13 protein-coding genes and 1 pseudogene are annotated in these 17,211 nt (G+C 28.0%); 12 read left to right on the top strand and 2 right to left on the bottom strand.

Translation table 11 applies throughout. The features are described from left to right. The first annotated feature begins 730 nt into the window (after positions 1-730). From ACRC28_RS07065 to ACRC28_RS07075, 3 genes are all read left to right on the top strand, one after another. Positions 731-874 carry a hypothetical protein gene (locus ACRC28_RS07065; protein ID WP_438542746.1) on the top strand — a complete coding sequence of 48 codons (144 nt, stop codon included), beginning with the start codon at positions 731-733 and terminating at the stop codon, positions 872-874. A 659-nt stretch (positions 875-1,533) separates the two neighbouring features. Continuing rightward, positions 1,534-2,199, top strand: coding sequence for a hypothetical protein (locus tag ACRC28_RS07070; protein ID WP_438542747.1), 666 nt, complete (start codon positions 1,534-1,536; stop codon positions 2,197-2,199). A gap of 38 nt (positions 2,200-2,237) precedes the next feature. After that, positions 2,238-3,368 carry a helix-turn-helix domain-containing protein gene (locus tag ACRC28_RS07075; protein WP_438542748.1) on the top strand — a complete coding sequence of 377 codons (1,131 nt, stop codon included), beginning with the start codon at positions 2,238-2,240 and terminating at the stop codon, positions 3,366-3,368. A gap of 700 nt (positions 3,369-4,068) precedes the next feature. On the opposite strand, the gene ACRC28_RS07080 is transcribed toward ACRC28_RS07075, so the two are convergent. Both ACRC28_RS07080 and ACRC28_RS07085 read right to left on the bottom strand, forming a co-directional pair. Beyond that, positions 4,069-4,320, bottom strand: a complete 252-nt coding sequence (locus tag ACRC28_RS07080) for a hypothetical protein (protein WP_438542758.1) — start codon at positions 4,318-4,320, stop codon at positions 4,069-4,071. Then, positions 4,287-4,487, bottom strand: coding sequence for a hypothetical protein (locus tag ACRC28_RS07085; protein ID WP_438542749.1), 201 nt, complete (start codon positions 4,485-4,487; stop codon positions 4,287-4,289). The genes ACRC28_RS07080 and ACRC28_RS07085 overlap by 34 nt, the downstream gene beginning before the upstream one ends. 413 nt (positions 4,488-4,900) lie before the next feature. On the opposite strand from ACRC28_RS07085, the gene ACRC28_RS07090 reads away from it, so the two are divergent. The 9 genes and pseudogenes from ACRC28_RS07090 to ACRC28_RS07130 form a co-directional block, all read left to right on the top strand. Continuing rightward, positions 4,901-6,178, top strand: a complete 1,278-nt coding sequence (locus ACRC28_RS07090) for a DNA cytosine methyltransferase (RefSeq protein ID WP_438542750.1) — start codon at positions 4,901-4,903, stop codon at positions 6,176-6,178. Next, complete coding sequence (locus tag ACRC28_RS07095; RefSeq protein WP_438542751.1) at positions 6,171-7,379, top strand: DNA cytosine methyltransferase; 1,209 nt, start codon at positions 6,171-6,173, stop codon at positions 7,377-7,379. The genes ACRC28_RS07090 and ACRC28_RS07095 overlap by 8 nt, the downstream gene beginning before the upstream one ends. A gap of 51 nt (positions 7,380-7,430) precedes the next feature. Next, the gene (locus ACRC28_RS07100) at positions 7,431-9,191 is read left to right on the top strand and encodes an AAA family ATPase (protein WP_438542752.1); all 1,761 of its coding nucleotides are present in this window, start codon (positions 7,431-7,433) and stop codon (positions 9,189-9,191) included. An 8-nt stretch (positions 9,192-9,199) separates the two neighbouring features. Next, positions 9,200-11,032 carry an LlaJI family restriction endonuclease gene (locus ACRC28_RS07105; protein WP_438542753.1) on the top strand — a complete coding sequence of 611 codons (1,833 nt, stop codon included), beginning with the start codon at positions 9,200-9,202 and terminating at the stop codon, positions 11,030-11,032. 535 nt (positions 11,033-11,567) lie between these two features. After that, positions 11,568-12,059 (top strand): DUF308 domain-containing protein, encoded by a 492-nt coding sequence (locus ACRC28_RS07110; RefSeq protein ID WP_438542754.1) that lies wholly within the window; start codon positions 11,568-11,570, stop codon positions 12,057-12,059. Positions 12,060-12,119: 60 nt separating this feature from the next. Beyond that, complete coding sequence (locus tag ACRC28_RS07115) at positions 12,120-12,911, top strand: HAD family hydrolase (RefSeq protein WP_438542755.1); 792 nt, start codon at positions 12,120-12,122, stop codon at positions 12,909-12,911. A gap of 95 nt (positions 12,912-13,006) precedes the next feature. Then, positions 13,007-13,171 carry a hypothetical protein gene (locus ACRC28_RS07120; protein ID WP_438542756.1) on the top strand — a complete coding sequence of 55 codons (165 nt, stop codon included), beginning with the start codon at positions 13,007-13,009 and terminating at the stop codon, positions 13,169-13,171. Positions 13,172-13,299: 128 nt separating this feature from the next. After that, positions 13,300-16,494 carry a tetratricopeptide repeat protein gene (locus tag ACRC28_RS07125; RefSeq protein ID WP_438542757.1) on the top strand — a complete coding sequence of 1,065 codons (3,195 nt, stop codon included), beginning with the start codon at positions 13,300-13,302 and terminating at the stop codon, positions 16,492-16,494. Beyond that, positions 16,491-16,706: pseudogene (locus tag ACRC28_RS07130) on the top strand (Hsp70 family protein); the annotation flags it as partial. The gene ACRC28_RS07125 and the pseudogene ACRC28_RS07130, both read left to right, overlap by 4 nt. Positions 16,707-17,211: the final 505 nt, after the last annotated feature.

Consider the following 17,211-nt stretch of genomic DNA (forward strand, 5'->3'; position numbering starts at 1 on the left):
GTTGAAGGTTATCCATATCTTTTAAAGACTTAGGACATTCCCTGCTAAACACCCATTATAAAAGCCCTTAGTGCCTAACGTATTCTATGTGTCACGATTATCCATTCATAAAACCTAATTAGATTTTACTTCAACTTAGACTATCCTTATTATTTTTTCTGCTTTCGCACCGTTACGCTTACCATTTCTAGTTTCGCTTTGGTCATAAGGCTTTAGGGTTAAAAGCATTTAACTCCGAGTCTGCACCTATCACTAGATACAGAGGGCTTTCTGTTTTAACTCTATACTTCTATACATATTTGTATAGTTTTGTTTAAATTTGTTGTAACAGTTTAGTTACCCCGTGGCCAGGACCAGCTTTCGTAGAAAGCTAGTCCTCACCCGGGGTTCTTGAAAAACTTACCAAAAGGAAAATGAGCCAATTCTAAAAATTGACTCGGATTAATAAGTGTATGCGAATTAAGAGAGGTAAAAAGGAGCATGGAAAAATCAAAGAAAAAAGAAAATTTATACAGAAGAAATATGAACTAATTTTTAGTTAATATAATCCAGTATGTAATTAAAAAATTAAAAATAAATAACTGGAAAGGCTTTAAAATAGAGGGTTGACAGATAAAATGAAGAATATTATAATTAGCTTTAAACAAGAGGTCTTACTTTTATAAATAGATATATTTATTATATTGAAAAGTAATATGATTAGTTGAAAAATGAATAAAGGAGTATGTGTATGGAAGTTTTAAAAGAGCTAAAAGGCTTAATAGAACTTTTATTGATAATTTCAAAGTTAAAGTTATTTTTAATTATTGTAATATTATTTTTTATTACAATAATTTTAAAATTAGTTTTGATTATTTTATTAATAAAAGGATAAAGGGCTAATATATCAAAAGTTACATAAATGTATAATTACATAGATGTAGCGCTCTTTCAAAAGTTAAATAATTTAAAATAACTTTTAAAAACTTTTATATATGATAAATAGATAGAAGCCGTGTATAAAACTACTATACACGGCTTATTTATATTTGAAAATTTCATAAATTAAAGGAAAATTCAACTTAAAGGAATAAAAATAGATATATTGGATGAGAATTATGTAAAAATAAATAATTTAAAATAAATGTTAATAGTATTTTAAAAGAAGAAGTTTTAGTCAGAATTGAGTTTTCAAGAAGATAATCAATAGGGAGATTTTTTTAAAAGGAAAGAAGTTCGTTTAAGTGAAGTATTAGCATTATAAAAAGCTAGTATTTAATTTGTAATAAAAGAAAGGAAAAGAGTTATATAGTGGCATTGGCAAACTTATAAGCATTTAGTTGCGAATATGGACGAAAAGAATAATCGTAGTAACAAGCAAAAAGTACTAAAAAAGTGTAGGAAAGAAAAAATGATACAAATGATCAAGAGGGATATTATATATCTAAATAAGGAGAAAAATGAAGTGAAATAAAAAACAAAAACAAGTAAACTAGTTGACAAAAAATAAAAAAAATCATACAATAAGTTCCATAAATAAAAAGGAGTGGTTATATGGTAGATGATAAAAAAGAAATTGAAAAAATAAGAGGAGAAATAAGAGAAAAGCTTTCTAATGAAAGCATACAAAAAGAATTAGTTAGATCTTTTAAGGTTGGACTAGCTAAGTACGCTAATAATAGAAAAGCAGAAGGCATAGATGTTATGGAAAGCTATGTATCTTCAAAAGGGATAGAGAGAGTTGGAAAAATTGGGAATGAAATTTGTAATAATAAGAACTTTGAAACAATTGGAGTTAAAGTTGATGTGATATTAACGTGTAAAATACCTTCAATAAAAATAGATAATATAATGTTAACAATTAAATCATTAGAAAAACCGGAAAATATAGTGAAAAAAACATCAAAGTATATTAAAGAGTACAGTGCTCTTAACAGAGCGTTAGATCCACAATTAGATATGCTTGATACTATTGATGAGAATATAAGAAATACTACGACTTACTATGGAATAATATTATATCATGTATCGAGTGCAAATATCTTAGAATATATGAAGTTTGTATTTTTAGATGCTGAGGCAAAAAGAATATTATTTGAAGTTAAGGTAAATGATAGTGTTATTAATTCAGAGAATAAAATTAATCATAAAGATTTAAGAGTGGTATCAGAAGATAGTATAAAAGGAAAGTCATTAAAAGGTTTATTAAAAATAAAATAAAATGACTTAGTTTTAGTTATCTTTTTAAGGAGGAAATTATGTTTAAGAATATAAATGGAGAACGAATAAAGCAAGCTAGAATTTATAGAGGTATGTCACAAGCACAATTAGCAAAAGAACTAGAGGTAACTAAGCAAGCAATTTCAAAATATGAAGCTAATAAAATGAATTTAAGTATTAATGTAATATCAGCACTACCTAAAGTTTTGGAATTCCCACTAAGTTTTTTTGGAAAAGAAACTTATAAGATTGATGAAAAAAATGAAGGAATAGTTTTTTTTAGAACAAAAAATATTCCGCAAAAGACACAAGCTATGTTATCAGAAAAAATAAAAATTATGGAAGAAGAAATTTTAGAGTATTTTGAAAAATATATAGAGTTTCCAAGTTTGAATCTTCCAAATTTAGAGAATGAACTAGGAAGTGAAACGCACAATTATAATAGGGAAAGAATTATTAAAGTTTGTGAAAAGCTAAGAGAACATTGGGGATTAGGTAAAAAGCCTATTGATAATTTAATGTATATTCTCCAAAAAAATGGTTTTATAGTTAATAAACAATTAATAGATCAGGATAAAACGGATGGATTTTCGCAGAAATTAAATGAAAAGAATATAATCTTTGTTAGTGCAAACAAAGAATCAGCTGTTAGAACAAGATTTGATTTGGCACATGAGCTAGGACACTTAATATTACATAATAAAATAGAGAAAGAGGATTATGGCGAAAAAATTATAGAATTGGATGCTGACTTTTTTGCATCAGAATTTTTATATCCAGTAGAGAGTTTTATAGAAGAAATTAAGGATAGGCCATTAAACTTTGAAACTTTTATTATATTGAAAGAAAAATGGAAGATATCAATGCAAGCAATAATTAGAAAATGTAAAGATTTTGATTTGATTTCGGATGATAAATATATGTATTTTCAGAAAAGATTAAGTTTTAATAGGTGGAGAAAGAAAGAACCTTTGGATGATAGAATTGTAAGTGAAGAACCAAGGCTATTAAAAGATATAATAGAGGTTTTAATAGAAAATAAGATAGTTGATAAAAAGCAATTATTAATGGATATAGAGTTAGAGAAAAATCAAATAATAGAGTTTTGCAATTTATCAGAAGATTTTTTTGATGATACATTTGGAAATATAATAAAATTATATAAGTAAAAATAAGAGCTTTTAGAAATAAGAGCTCTATTTTTATATTTTTTTATTGGAAACTAAAAGCAGAAAGCTAATCCTCACTCAGAATTCTTAGAAAGCTTACCAAAAAGAAAATGAATAGATTCTAAAATGGCAATGTACACATAGAAAGTGTAAATAAATTAGGGTAACAAAATAAAAATCATGCTAATACATAGAGAAAATGTCAACAAAATAAAAAAAGACATCAAGAAAGAAAGGTAGACAGACGTTAACAAAAATACATATTATCGATAGAGAAAATTGACAATGAAAACTTAGTAAAATAAAGGCTTAAGACAACTATGTTAACAAAGGAAACAATAAATTGAGAAAATACAGAAATAAAGTTAAAAGTTTTATATACAGTATAAAAGATGCTACATACTATACGAAATACAACTGTAACTATACTTAAGAGAAAATAAAGAAAAGATTGTTGACAGTATACAAAAATAATGGAAAGAGTCAACAATCTTTTTAGAAAAGGGCTATCGCTAAAGGATTTTATTTCCACTAAAGCGATAGCCGCATAGGTTTAGGTTTTAATTTACATGTATTTACTAATATAAGTCTCATTGTAAAAAAACTTAACCTAGATTTGTTATAATAATTCCCAAAAGACTAATTTATTGAAATTAAATAAATTCTTATTGGAATAACTAAAAGGTGTGTAAATAAAGTATTAATTGAAATCAAAGCGATATCTATTTCCACATATGTGGGAACCCGTTATATTATTTCCTCCATAGTTAATTAAGTCAGACATTGTAATTTGATGAGTAGCGGAAACGTTAAGTCGTTGCCTTAAATAAAATCCAAGAATTGATTTATCCCCTAATGAGGAGATTTGTTTTGGATAGATTGTGCCATTGAGAGATTGAGTTCCTTCAAGTAAACATTCTATAATGGTATCATCATCCCATTCATTAATAATTGTACTTCCTTGAGAAGGAAAAAATTAGGATGTAATCTAAAAAAATTAGATGTTAAAGCTATGTAGGCATCAGCTAGACAGGTGTGGTCAACTGAAAATCCCCAATTTAAACCGGCTTGAAGTTGTACAATATTATCTCTAGTACTATATAATTCTAAATTTGGCATAGTATTCACCTCCTACATTTATAATTACAAAAAAATGGGTAAAAATGTAAATGTATCAGAACAGTCAAATTGTTAAGGTAATTGAGGCTTGCTAAGTAGCTAGCATATTATTGTAGTTAATAGGTAAGGTTACTTTTATAAAAGTTTTAAAAGTGCTAATGAAATTAATAGAACTTTTACTGATAATTTTAAAGTTATTTTGTAAGCTAAAGGGAATTTGCTGTGGTGAATATAATACTAGAATAGAAAAAATGAAAATAGGGGGTTATGAAGTTTTTTGAAATTGTATAAATCGCATTAAGTGAAGGCATATAGAGATATGAAAAAAAAGGTAACGTTAAAATAATTGTCGTGAATATTGATTTAATGTCGATAAATCAATATAATGTATTATTAAGAGGAGATGTGTTATATTGAAAGGTGGTAAAAGAGAAGGTAGTGGTAGAAAAAATATTAAAGGAAAAGAATATAGATTAAAAATAGAAGATGAAGTAGTAAAAGAGATATCCATACAGTTTTTGGGAAATAATGTGCATGATAGGATAAGAGAATGCATATCGTATGGATTGGAAAAAATAAAGGAGAGAAAACAAGTGGTGAACATAGATAAGAAATTAACAGTTTTAGATTTATTCTCAGGAGCAGGAGGTTTATCAAGAGGATTTTTAGATGCCGGATATGATGTTGTGTTAGGAGTAGATTTTGATGATATGGCATTAAAAACATTTAAAGAAAATCATGGAAATGCAGAAGCGATGAAATTAGATTTATTTAATCATGAGAATATTAATCAAATAATTGAATATTTGAACAATAGAGGGACTCAATTAGATGTTTTAGTAGGGGGACCACCTTGTCAAGGTTTTTCATTAGCAGGACCAAGAAATAAAGATGATAAAAGAAATACATTATATACAGCAATGGTAAAAACAGCAGAAATATTAAAGCCAAGAGCAGTAGTTTTAGAAAATGTGCCAGGATTACTTACGTTATATGGAGGAATAGCAGCACAAAGAATAATAGAAGATTTCAGTAGATTAGGATATAAAGTGAAACCACAGATTTTATATGCACCTGAATATGGAATACCACAAATTAGAAAGAGAGTCTTTTTTGTGGCGTTATTAAATGGCGAGGAAGAATTTCAATTTCCTGAACCAGTACTAACAGAGGATAAATTTATAACTTGCGAGGAAGCAATCGGCGAATTAGATGGATTAGAGGACAATATGGGAGCATTTGAACAAGAGTATATGTCAGAGCCGATTACAGAATATCAGAAAAAAATGAGAAAAAATAGTAGCAAGTTATATAACCATATGGCAACTAAACATACAGAAAAAACAGTAAAATTAATTTCAATGGTACCAGAAGGGAAAAATTATAAAGCATTACCAGAAGAATATAGAGGGCAATTCAATTTTAATGAAGCATTAACAAGATATCATAGTAAAAAACCATCAAGGACTATAGATACAGGTCATAGAACGCATTTTCATTATAAATATAATAGAATTCCGTCAGTGAGAGAAAATGCAAGATTACAAAGTTTTCCAGATGACTTTGTATTCTATGGAAATAAACAGCAACAATATAAACAGGTAGGTAATGCTGTGCCACCATTACTAGGATATCATTTAGCAAAACAAATAAGAATGTACCTAGAAAAAGAGAGGGGAAAAGATGAGTAAAATTAGAGTTATGGATTTATTTGCAGGATGTGGTGGATTATTAGAAGGATTTATGCAAAGTGAAAAATATGAGCCAGTTGCATCGGTGGAATGGCAAAAACATCAAGTAAATACATTAAGAAATAGACTGAAAACAAAATGGAACATATTAGATGCTGATGAAACTGTAATGCAATTTGATATACAACGAGAAGATTTATTTAAAGGATGGAAAAATGATCCGATTTATGGAAGTAGCGTTGGACTAGATGCGTTAGTACAGAAAAAAGGTGGAGTTGATATAATAATAGGTGGACCACCATGTCAAGCATACTCTGTTGCAGGTCGTATTAGAGATAAAGAGGGAATGAAAGGCGACTATAGAAATTATTTGTTTGAGCATTATATTGAAGTTGTTGAAAGATATAAGCCTAAATTATTTGTGTTTGAAAATGTTCCAGGGATGTTAAGTGCAATGCCAGATGGAACGCCAATACCGGATTTAATAAAGAGAGATGCAGGGGAAATAGGGTATGAAATAATTGATAATATAAAAGGGCTAGCACAAATAGATATTAGTGATTATGGAGTACCACAAGTTAGGAAAAGAGTAATATTGATTGGATTAAATACGGAGTATTTTCCTAATTATAAAGAAGTTTTAGAGGAATTTTATACAAAAATATTACCAACGTATAGATTGGGAAGAAAAATATCAGTTGCAGAGGCAATTGGTGATTTAGCAAACATTAGTCCATTAGGCGAAGTAGATATTAAAAAAAGGAAATCTCATACAATTCCTACAGAAGAGATAAGCTGGCATACACCTAGATATCATAATTTAAAAGATATACAAGTGTTTCGTGAATTAGCATTGGACCTTGAAAGTGGAGAGGAAAAATTAACTAATGCAAAAGAATTAAATAAAATATATGAAAAGGTTACAGGTAAAAAAACATCAGTACATAAATATCATGTTCTAAGAAAAGATTTGCCTAGTACTACGATATTGGCACATCTGTATAAAGATGGCTTAAGGTTTATTCATTATGATTCAAAACAGGCTAGAAGTATAACTGTAAGAGAGGCGGCAAGACTACAGTCATTTCCAGATGATTTTGAGTTTTTAGGACCACAAGGTGCAGCATATCAGATGATAGGAAATGCTGTACCACCTAAATTTGCAAAAATACTAGCAGAAGCAGTTGAAAAAATATTATAATAAAGTTAGCTAAATTTTTTAGCTAACTTTTAAAATTTAGGGGGAAATTATATGACGATAGCAAATCATGAAACATTATATTTTGACAAAATAGAAAGAACGAGTAAATTACAAACATTAGTAGCAATAGCTAACGCAGCAGTTAATTTAAGAGAAAAAGATAAAGTGATGAAAGCATTGGCGGCAGCACTAGATATATATAAGGAACCTAAAGGTGAAAAATTAGGATCGGGATCATATGTAGGGACGGTCAAACAATGGAGTAGTAAATATACATTAAGTAGAGATCTAGGACTAGTGGAAGAGAGTAAAGAGGAAGTTATTTTAAGCGAGTTTGGAGTGCGACTTGCAAAAGGAGAGATTTCGGCTAAGTACTTTATGAGTGTGGTTATGTTAAATTATATTCAAATAATAAATGAAAAAATAGTTAATCCTGTTTATTCAATATTGAATGAATTGAATAAGAATAATACATTGGGTATAAAAAAAGATGAAATAAAAAAAATTAGAGATTTTAATATCAAGGATAATGATGAAGATGGGTATGTTAATGGACTAGTAGATATATTAAAAGACACATATTTCTTTAAATTAGAAAATAAAAATACATTAGAGATAAACAGCACTTTATTTACAGTTGAAAATTTATTGGATATAGTAAATACAACACAATTACAGAGAAATTTATCAGAAATTGAAAAAGAATATGGAGTAACTGGACAAAAACAATGGTGCAAGTATTTATCATTAGAGAACAATGAACTTATATTATTATTAGCTAAAGGAAAAGAAAATAGTGATACTATATTGAAGAAAGAAACTAATAGTACATTAAAAAAATTAGATGAAGAAACAAAAGAAAAATTACAATGGAATAGGATAATTTTTGGAGCTCCAGGGACAGGGAAAAGTTATACTTTAAATAAAGAAAAAGATGTTTTTGGAAATCAGTATGAGAGAGTAACATTCCATCCAAATTATTCATATGGACAGTTTGTGGGGGTATATAAGCCGGTATCAGCAGAAGATGGAGTAGGCTATAAATATGTACCAGGTCCATTTATGAGAGTATTAACAAAAGCTATGGCAAGCAATCAAAGAAATGATGGTGGTGCATATTTATTAATTGTTGAAGAAATCAATAGAGCAAATGTAGCAAGTGTATTTGGAGATGTGTTCCAATTACTAGATAGAAATTCTAACGGTGAAAGTGAATATGAAATTGAAACAAGCGAGGAAATGAGAAAATATCTATATGATGAATTAGGTGGAGATATAAGTGAATATGAGAAGATAAAGATTCCTAATAATATGTATATTTGGGCAACTATGAATAGTGCAGACCAAGGGGTTTTCCCAATGGATACAGCTTTCAAAAGAAGATGGGATTTTGAATATTTAGGAGTAGATGATAATCAAGACAAAATTAAGGATATAAGAGTTCAATTAGGATATGACAAACATGAAGTCAAATGGAATGATTTAAGAGTAGCAATAAATGAAAAGTTATTAAATGAATGTAAAGCTAATGAAGATAAATTATTAGGACCATATTTCTTATCAAATTCTATATTGGAAGCTGATGATGATAACTTAATTAAAGACAATGAGAAGTTCTTAAAAGCTTTTAAAAATAAAGTTATTATGTATTTATTTGAGGATGCAGTTGGAAGACAGAAAAGAAATAGTTTCTTTGAAGAATGTGGGGATTCTATTATGTATTCAAAAATTTGTTCGAAATTTGATGAAATTGGAGAAGGTATTTTTGGATTAAGTTTAGGCATGAAAAATAATTTGGCAGAGGATGAGTAGGTAGCGTTATGATACTAGTATATTGTAGGGAGCTAGAGAAGTACTCATTTAAAGAATTATTAAAAAAGTTTAATATAATAGATGAAAAAAAGGGAATTGAATTAATAAAAAAATTAAAGTCATATGGAATAATGAAAGTAACTCAAGTTAATTCAAAGGAAATAAATTTAGATGAGTTAAATGATGATGAAATTGAGATTTTTGATGAAAATATTAATGGAAAAGAAAAAAGATATTCTTTTAAATATGTAGGAATAGTAACATTACCAGAGCATATTATTATTTGCTATCCTAAATATATAAAATCAAATGAAGAGCCTAAAAGAGAAATGAAGCAAATATTAAAAGTTATAAAAAAGTATGATTCAAGTCAGCAACAAACAATGAATTTATATAATGAAGGCTTGGACGAGAAAAACTTTAATTATTTGGCAATGATAATATATTTGATAAATGATTATTATGAGAATGGATTATATGCAAAAGAAGAGCAAATAATAGAACTAAATGGAGAAGGGGAAATACTTTGGGAAAAAACAATAAATGAAACATATGCATATATTGTCAATGAAAGACCCCATTATTTAGATTTATATACAATGAATTCAACAAATAATGACGAAGACTATTTTACAAAGTTACACAGAGCTATATTAACAAAGTGTTCTGAAAAGTTAATAGAAATAGAGATAAGTGAATTACTAGATATTGGAGAAGTTGAATTAAGTGATTTAGAGTTAGAGGAATTTGGAGATGTTGAACATATTTTATATAGATTAGAAAGAGAAATGAATGAGCAATATATGACTAAAAAGCAAAATATGTTAAAAGCTATGTATGCATATATTGCGAATTCAAGGAAGAATTTCGATGGATTAGAAATATGTTTTTATGGGACAAGACATTTCAATCTTGTTTGGGAAAAAGTATGTGCGGAAGCATTAAATAATAAAATAGATAGCAACTTAGGAATTCTTCCTTTAAATGGGTTTGAAAATAAAACGGAAATGAAATTAAAAGAAATTATAGAAAAGCCTAAATGGATGATGTATGAGGATAAAAAAGATAGGATAGCTAAAAAAACACTTATTCCAGATTTAATTAGTATATATAAAAAGAATGAGGGATATGGAATAGCTATATTAGATGCGAAATATTATGATATCAAAGTAAAAAATAATAGCATCAAGGATCAGCCTGGAATAGAGGATGTATCAAAACAATATTTATATCAACTTGCATACCAAGAGTTTATAAAAAAGAGTGGGTATGAATTTATAGCAAATGCATTTTTAGTACCTACTGAAGGAGAGACTCAAAATATAGGACAAGCTAGAATTGACATGTTATACAACATACCGGAAAAAGGCTTGAAAAATATTGAAATTATTAAGTTAAATGCTCAGGATATGTATGAGGCATATATAAACGGAAAAATTATTAAGGATGAGAAGATACTGAAAATATTAGAGGATAATATAGAAGAGAGAGACTATAAAAGAGAGTTAAAAAATAGCATCGGGGCTAGAATAATTTTAGATACAATAAAAAGGCTAAGTATAGAAAATGTATTAGAAATTAAGGGAATTGAAGATGAAGTTTTAGAGACACAAGAACAACTACAAGAAGATGATGAAATTTACGAAACTTTTGATATGCTAAAAATAGCAGTTGAAGTTGATATTTTATTTAGAGAAAATAAAGAAATAACTCTAGAGCAAATTGAAATGCTAATTGAAAGTTTAGAACTAAATGATAAAAATAGTATACCAGAAGGACTATTTAAGAAGTTAGAATGTGATTTTAAAGAATGCCATTCGAGAATGTATTGGTTAGATTAACTTAGGAATTTGAATATTTTTATATGTGAGATTGCAGATGGGGAAATAAATTTAAGTGCTAGTTTTCTCTCATTAAAAATTAAAAAAGTGTCTGAATCATATACTTTTGGTATGTCTATCCACAACCCCCGGGCAAGCGGACAAGCCTCTAATGGAGGCGTGTCCGTGCCGCGGAGGTTGGATTTTAGATTGTATGATAATTTTTAATTTACATAGAAGAAGAGCTAGCAATTTCACGTGCTAGCTCTTTAATAATCAACATTTTCAAAGGACAATTAATTATGATTATAGTACATAGTATATAAATATCAGGAGAGTGTTACAATAAAAAATTAGCTTTGCTAAGTATCAGAAAAATAAATATAAAATATTAATAGTTGTTTAAATAATTATGTCTAAAAGGTGGAATAATAAAAATAATCTTTTACTCTTTTAAATACTAAGTCAATAATGTAAAGTTTGGGTAAAGGTGCTATGAGTTATATTTTATATAAGGTATACTTGTCATTATATATCAAAATTTGGAGGTGCTTTAATGAAGTTTTTTTGTATTTTAGAGGGAATCCTTTTAGGAATAATAGGATTGATATTTTTATTAAATCCTTTTAGTTCAATTTTAAGCTTTACATTATTTATAGGTATTATATTTGTTGTCTATGGAATTATAAAATTCTTTAGATTATGGAAGGATGAGCATAAGATTTTACATATTATTATGTGTATAATTGATATCTTATTTGGTTTAATCTTGATGTTTACACCAATTAATGCAATTGCAAGTTTAATTCTTTTATTTGGAATTTGGGCAATTATCAGAGGAATATATGCATTGATATATAGTGTGAAGGTTCATACTTTTGGATTTAATTTTCCTACTGTATACAGCGTAATAATTATTATATGGGGTATTTTTATTATTGCATATCCTATAACAGGTTTAGTATTATTAAGTATAATTCCATTTATTTTAGGAATTTACTTCATAGTGATTGCTATTTCTGAAATTTATTTAGGGTTTAAACTTTAATATTAAAAATACTGTGTTATCATAAAAGATAATACAGTATTTTTTTATGGGGGTTTTTAGATGAAGAAGGCGATTTTTTTAGATATTGATGGAACGTTGTTGGATTGTTTGAATGGAATTACTGAGATTACAGACACCGTTAAGACTGTAATTAAGGGAATTCAAGAAAAGGGAGATTATGTTTTTATTGCAACTGGAAGACCTTATGCATTTTTGAGTAAAAGTATTTTGGATTTTGGTTTTGATGGGTTTGTCTTAGCTAATGGTGCCCATGTTATTGTGAATGGACAAACCATATATAGTGATTACATAAAGAAGGACAACCTTCAGGCTATGATATCTATTTTTGATAGGGAAAAGATTCAGTATATTCTTCAAAGTGATAAGTATAGTTATATGAAGAGGGAGTTTAAGGAATTTTATGATTTTTATGAGTCAGTAGGAGTTTCTAAAAGACTTATTAAGGATGAGTATAATTTAGATGATTTAAATATATTTAAGGTTGAAATGCTTTGTTTAAATGAAGAATCATATAATTTATGTTTAAATCTTATAAAGGAACATGAGCAATATAATTATGTTAGTAGCTTAGATGTAAAGGCTCTTGAATTTTATATGAAGAAGGATACTAAGGCTACTGGAATTTATAAGGCGCTTCAATTTTTAAATGTAGATATTAAAGATAGTTATGCCTTTGGTGATGGAAGAAATGACATAGAGATGCTTCAGGCAGTAAATTGTGGAATAGCTATGGGTAATGCATCAGATGAGGTAAAGGGATATGCAAATAAAGTTACTGATACTGTTCAAAATGATGGTGTAGCATCAGGAATTTTAAAATATGTAATATAAAAAGGACTTCTTAGCGAAGTTCTTTTTGCTTTATAAAAGAACGTTTAATAAAAAAACACATATGGATATAATAAAAAGGTAAAAAGGAGAAGAGGGTGAAGTTTTTAGTAAAGATATTAGAAAATCCAATTACATTGCTTTGTTTAATAGGTATATCACATTTGTTTGAAAATTTTGATATGCAGATACTAAGAGTGATAGCTGCAATAATGATGGTTATTAGTGTGTTTTTTATAAGTAAAAAACATTTTAGAAAGTGATTTATTTAAATGGAAGTTAGAAAAAACTAACTTCTATTTTTTTACCTTTAATATATTTACAAATATTTCCTATTGTGCAATCATATAGTTAAAGATTAGTAGAAAAATTGTATGAAGGGGAGAAGGATATGGATAAATGGGGTGTTTTAGGGATTGAAAAAACTAAGGATAAGGATGAAGTAAGAGAGGGGTATATGAAGAAGCTGCCTTTAGTTCATCCAGAGGAAGACCCAGAAGGATTTAAGTTACTTAGGAATGCTTATGAAGAGGCATTAAAGTTTTGTGAGGAAGAGGAAGATGACGAGAGTGAGTTAGATTTATGGATGAAGGAAGTTGATAGGATATATAAAGATTTTTCTAAAAGAGTGGTTTTAGAAAACTGGAAAGAAGTATTAGATAATCCTTTATGTATATCTTTAGAAAGCTCTGAAGAGGCTAGAAATAAATTACTTAATAGATTTTTATCAGATTATTATGTTCCACAAGAGGTTCTGATTTGTATTGATGAAGTTTTTAATATAAGAGAAAAAAAGGAAGAATTATATGAATTATTTCCAGAGGGCTTTGTAGATTTTATTATTAATGAAATTGTTTATGGTGGTGTAATTGATTATTCTTTATTTAAAATTGAAGAAAATAAAGATTATGATAAGTTTTTAGATTTATATTTTGAAATAAGAAGAAATATAAATTCTAGAGAGTTAGAAAATATAGAAGAAAAGTTTGAGGAGATTAAAGCTTTAGATATTTATCATCCATATTTAGAAATGCAAGAGGCTAGAAGGTTTTTAGTAGTAAATGAGATTGAAAAAGCAAGTGGGATTTGTGATAGGTTAGTAGAGCTTTTACCAGATGATATACAAGTTATTTCAACTGTTGCTGAATGGTATTGGGAAAAAAAGGACTATGAAAATGCTTTAGAGTATTATAGAAAAGGAATAGAAATAAATAGCAATAATTATAATATGCAGTCAGGTGTTGCAGATTGTCTTTTAGAATTAGAGGAATATGATAATGCTAAAACTATGTATAGAGAGCTTAATAGAATAAACCCTTATGATGATTATATTAGAAATAAAATTTATGTTGTAAATGAGAAAATTATAGAAAAGAGAAAGGCTGATTATTTAAATCTTAATTATGATGAAAGGTTTAATTTAGCTTGGCTTTTATTTGAAAATTATAGATATGATGAAACTTTAGAGGTGGACTTTACACCAAAGGAAGAAGATAAGTGTGAGTATTATGATTTAATAGGAAGAGCATATTTAGGCTTAGAAAATTATAGTAAAGCATTGGATTCATTTAACTTATGGATAGAAAAAATAGAAAAGGATAAAAAGGTTAAAGAATTAGATGAAAATGAGTATAGAGTAGGCTATGCATATGTTCAAAAAGGAAAAGCACTAGAAAAGTTAGAGAGATTAGAAGAAGCTTTAAAGGCTTATGAAGAGGCTATATTAGAGGATGAGGAAGAAAAAAGTTATTTGAATTATAAATGTTCTGTTTTAAATAAGTTAGAAAGATATGAGGAAACTATTGAAATTAGCAGTAGAGCTTTAGAAGAAGATAAAGATTTAATTGCAGCATATATAAATCGTGGAGTGGCTTTTTCTAAATTAGGATATGATAGAGAAGCTTTAGATGATGCAGAAATTACTATAGGCATATATCCATATATTTTAGAAGCATATCTAATAAATATGAGAGTGTTTGAGAAGTATAGCAGATATGAAGAAGTTTTAAATTGGGTTAAAAGAGCAGAGGAACTTGGAATTGATAATGATGAAGTAAAGTTATATAGAATGAAGAGTGTTTGTTTTTTAGGAGAAATTGAAGAGGCTTATACCTTAGGAAATGAATTGTTAGAAAAGGCTAAAAAAAGAGAAGTTGATGAAGATATTATTCCAGAAGTTAATTTTGAGATGGCTATTGTTATGATGTATAAAAACTTCAATGGAAAAGCAATGGCATATATAGATAAGGCTATAAAATTAGAAAAGGAAAATTGTAAGTATATAAACTATAAGGCTTATATTTGTAGAACACAAGAGAAGTATAAAGAGGCAATAGAAATATATGAAAGATTGATAGAGCTTGATTTTGAAAATTCATATCCTTATGTTCAAATTGGATATATTTATGATATGAATGGACATTTAGAGGAAGCCATAAAATGGTATGAAAAAGGGATAGAAGTAAATGTAGAAGATGAAAATGCATATATTTATCTTTGTGAGGTTTATGAGAAATTAGAGGATTTTGATAAATGCCTTTATTATGCTAACAAGCAAATTGAAGTATTTAATGGGGAAAATGATTTTATATATAGAGGTGCATTATATGCATCAAATGGAATGATTGAAGAAGCATTAGAAGATTATTTTAAAGCATTAGAAATAAATGAAAATAATGAACATGCATACAATAATATTGGATGTATTTATAAAGACAATAAGGATTATATCCAGGCTATAAAATACTTTAAGCTAGCAATTGAAAAAAGAGAAGATAAAAGTAATATTAGACCATTTAATAACATTGCAAGATGTTATATAGCTATTGAAAATTTTGAGAAAGCGTTAAAATATTATGACTTAGCAATCCAAACTAGTGATGAGTTTAGTGAATTACATTATTCTAAGGGAATGCTTCTTAAAAGGATGAGGAAATATGAAGGGGCATTTGAGTGTTTTAATGAATCTCTTAGAATAGATGAAAAGTATATAGATTCAGTAGTAGAAATTTGTGAAATATATATTTTCAAGGAAGAATATGAAAAAGCTATTGAATATGCAAAGAAAATATTAAAGTTAGAGCCAGAGCATGAGTATGGTATAAAGCTATTACTAGATTTATATCTTGTATTAAAAAATTACAAAGATGCTATTATTTTTGCAAGAAAAATGTTTGAAAAAACTAAAAATCCTATGTGTCAAATGTATATAGGTAGAATACAGTTAGAGCAAAATAAAAAAATCTTAGGAACTATGGCAATGAGAAGAGCTATTAGAGAATATGAAAAAGAAAGGGGAGACAAAAAATGTACTTATAAGTATATTGGTGAATGTTATGCTCTTTTAGGTGAATATGACAAGGCTATTAAGAATTTAGATATTGCATTAAATGATGAAAGTAAACATTGTATTGATAGATATGGTAAATGTATGGAGGCATATATTGAATATGGAAAAATATATTTAGATAAAGGGGATATAGAAAAAGCTATGGAATATTTAAACAAGGCTGAAGAGATGAAAGGCGAAGAGGATGTTGAAATATTCTTAGTTAAAAAAAGGGTTAGGGAGATGATGAGAGTTTGATTATTGGAATCGACTTAGGAACAACAAATAGTTTAGTAGCTTATTTTACAGAGGAAGGACCGGTTACTATTCCTAATAAATTTAAGGAAAAGCTTACTCCATCTATTGTAAGTATAGATGAAAAGGGAGAGATTTTTGTAGGTAAGGTTGCAAAGGAAAGAAGGATAACTAATCCAAGTTCTACTAAGGAATTATTTAAAAGAAATATGGGTAACTAAACTGTTACAACAAATTTAAACAAAACTATACAAATATGTATAGAAGTATAGATTTAAAACAGAAAGCCCTCTGTATCTAGCGATAGGTGCAGACTCGGAGTTAATTGCTTTTAACCCCTAAAGCCTTATGACCAAAGCGAAACTAGAAATGGTAAGCGTAACGGTGCGAAAGCAGAAAAAACAATAAGGATAGCCTAAGTTGAAATAAAATCTAATTAGGTCTTATAAATGGATAATCGTGACATATAAGATACGTTAGGCACTAAGGGTTTTTATAATGGGTGTTTAGCAGGGAATATCCTAAGTCTTTAAAAAGATATGGATAACCTCCAACGACTATCTCCTTGAGGGAGAGTAAAACCACAAGCTAAGGGTGGAAGAAAAATACCGTATCTCAAAGTTTTGAGATAAAGATATAGTCTACGCTTATGTGAAAGCATAAGAGGTCTACCAAAGTATATGGAAAGACTGCTATAATGTTGCGAATTATAGTGAATGA

It is taken from the genome of Clostridium sp., from assembly GCF_051650885.1.
In the GTDB taxonomy this organism is placed as follows: Bacteria; Bacillota; Clostridia; order Clostridiales; family Clostridiaceae; genus Clostridium.